General features: G+C 74.1%; 3 protein-coding genes. 2 read left to right on the top strand and 1 reads right to left on the bottom strand.

The window, feature by feature from the left end; all coding sequences use genetic code 11:
- A partial coding sequence (locus H5J30_RS29660; protein ID WP_181790427.1) for a tetratricopeptide repeat protein occupies positions 1–965 on the top strand: 965 nt, incomplete at its 5' end.
- 53 nt (positions 966–1,018) lie between these two features.
- On the opposite strand, the gene H5J30_RS29655 is transcribed toward H5J30_RS29660, so the two are convergent.
- Positions 1,019–1,600, bottom strand: a complete 582-nt coding sequence (locus H5J30_RS29655; RefSeq protein WP_258563594.1) for a M23 family metallopeptidase — start codon at positions 1,598–1,600, stop codon at positions 1,019–1,021.
- Between the two features lie 95 nt (positions 1,601–1,695).
- On the opposite strand from H5J30_RS29655, the gene H5J30_RS29650 reads away from it, so the two are divergent.
- A partial coding sequence (locus H5J30_RS29650) for a hypothetical protein (RefSeq protein WP_181790425.1) occupies positions 1,696–2,025 on the top strand: 330 nt, incomplete at its 3' end.

Here is a 2,025-nt window from a genome sequence, read left to right as displayed (position 1 = left end):
TCGAGTGGTTCGAGACCGAGCGCCGGATCCTCGTCGCCACGGTGGAGTCCGCGCTGCGGCTCGGCCGCACGACGCAGGCCGCCGACCTCGCGCTGGAGCTGGCGAGCTTCTTCGACCTGCGCGGCTACTACGGCGACTGGCTGCGCACGCACCAACTGGTGCTCGACGCGATGCCGGCCCCGTCGGACGCGCGGGCCGCGGCGCTGCTGCGCAACATCGGGCAACTGCACCTCTACCGCGACCGCTACGCCGACGCACGCGACTCCTTCGTCTGGGCCCGCGCGATCTTCGGGGCGGTCGGCCACCCCGCCGGCGAGGCGGTGGCGGCGGCCGGAGAGGGATCCGTGCACCGGATCCTGGGCGACCTCGACGCCGCGCTCGCGACGTTCACCGACGCGCTGAGCGGGTTCGGGGACGTGGGCGACCGGCACGGCGAGGCGGTCGCGCGCAACGCGATCGCCTCCGTGTGGCTGGAGCGCGGCAACCCGCGGGCCGCGGCGTCGTGGCTGGACGGAGCGCTGGCGCTGGCCCGCGACCTCGGCGACCGCCACCGCGAGGCGCAGGTGCGCCGCCGCATCGCCGTGCTGCACGACCTGCGCGGAGAACCGGACCTGGCGCAGGCGGAGTTGGCGCGGGCACTGGACATCTTCTGCGACCTCGCCGACACCCACTGCGCCGCCTACGTGCAGGAGAGCATCGGCGAGCTGTGCCTGCGCCTCGGCAACGCGGGCGAGGCGTCGGCGCTGCTGGCCGACGCGCTCGCCGTACAGCGGCAGCTGGGCGACCGGCGCGCGGAGGCGAGTCTCGCGTGCCTGCTCGGTGAGCTGCACCGGGCGACGGGCAGGGTGCAGACGGCGCGGGACTACTTCCACCGCTCCCTGTCCACCTGGCGCCGGCTGGAGGCGCACGACCGGGCCGACGTGGTGCACGAGAAGCTGCGGGCGCTGCACTCCGGCCAGGGGTGACGCGCGTAGAGCGAATGCGGCGGGAAACGGCCGCATTCGCTCCGCGCCGCGCGTCAGCAACCGTTGGTGCTCGTCAGCCGCCGGTCGAGGTAGTCGTACCACCTGACGCCCTGGACGACCGCGACGACGACGGAGCCGTTGTGGATCTGCTCGTAGTGCAGGTGGGGCGAGAACTCGTGGGTTGCGGACGAGGCGCCGACCTTCCCGATCACCTGGCCCCGCTTGACGTGCGCGCCGCTCGCGACGGTGCGCTCCTTCAGGTGCGCGTACCGGGTCCGCCATCCGTCGCCGTGGGCGACGACGACGGTGTTGCCGTAGCCGTCGCCGGTGGAGTAGTAGGACGCGACGACCGTGCCGCCCGCGCTGGCGAGCACGCGGCGGCCGAAGTCGTCGGGGGCGCCCTGGGCGTTGTAGTGGTTCCAGTCGACGGAGTGCGCCGGGCTGTGCCCGCGCCAGTTGTTGCCGCGCCAGACCTGGCCGCAGATGAACGGCATCCTGAAGGCGGGCCGGGCCAGGGGTGCCGCCTCCTGTGACGGCGTGCCGGCCTGGGGCACCGCGACGGCGACCGGAGTCGCGACAGCCACGGCGGCGGCCACGCCCACGGCGGCGACCAGTCGGTGGAAACGTCTGCGCATGGTTCTCCCCTTGTCGTCGGTGACCCGGCGATTGAAGGGGGCGCGGATACAAATCGGATACACGGGGGGCGGGCGGTTCCCGTACGGTCGTCGCCATGGGCATGGCGACGATGCGGACCCGGGCGCCACTCGCGCCGGCGGCGCTGCTCGCCGTGGTGCTGACCGCGTGCGGCGGCGGCCCCGACGAGCCGACCGGCCGCGACGAGGCGCCCGTTGCCCCGTCCCCGAGCACCGCCACGCCCGAGGCCGTCTGCGTACGGCTGATCACGTACTGGGCGCACGACCAGCTCAGGCCCGGCGGCGGCAGCCAGTCGGACTACCAGCAGAAGGGCCTGTCCGACGGGCAGAACACCATCCTGCTCGACGTCGTGGAACAGGCCCGCAAGGAGCGGCGCGCGAACGGCGCCGCCGCGGCCCGGCAGCTG

Origin of the sequence: Streptomyces phytophilus (genome assembly GCF_013870535.1) — a bacterium.
In the GTDB taxonomy this organism is placed as follows: domain Bacteria; phylum Actinomycetota; class Actinomycetes; order Streptomycetales; family Streptomycetaceae; genus Streptomyces; species Streptomyces phytophilus.
Note: the sequence above shows the minus strand (reverse complement) of the source record. Positions and strands in the feature narration are given on the sequence as shown.